1 pseudogene is annotated in these 302 nt (G+C 74.2%); it reads left to right on the plus strand.

Going from position 1 to position 302, the window contains the following annotated elements:
• Positions 1–176 precede the first annotated feature (176 nt).
• Positions 177–302: pseudogene (locus JHD73_RS28695) on the plus strand (4-aminobutyrate--2-oxoglutarate transaminase); the annotation flags it as partial.

The raw sequence follows: 302 nt of genomic DNA on the forward strand, positions 1-302 counted from the left end.
CCCCCCCCCCCCCCCCCCCCCCCCCCCCCCCCCCCCCCCCCCCCCCCCCCCCCCCCCCCCCCCCCCCCCCCCCCCCCCCCCCCCCCCCCCCCCCCCCCCCCCCCTTTCAAGCAGAAGACGGCATACGCGATCAGGCGCCATGTCTCGTGGGCTCGGAGATGTGTATAAGAGACAGGTATCAGATCGTGCCGTATGGCTCGTCCGTCGAACTGGCCGAGCGCCTGAATGCGGCCACGCCCGGCACGCACGCCAAGAAGACCGCGTTCTTCACCACGGGTGCCGAGGCTGTAGAGAACGCCATC

The organism is Ralstonia sp. ASV6 (genome assembly GCF_016429285.1).
Taxonomy (GTDB): Bacteria; Pseudomonadota; Gammaproteobacteria; order Burkholderiales; family Burkholderiaceae; genus Ralstonia; species Ralstonia flaminis.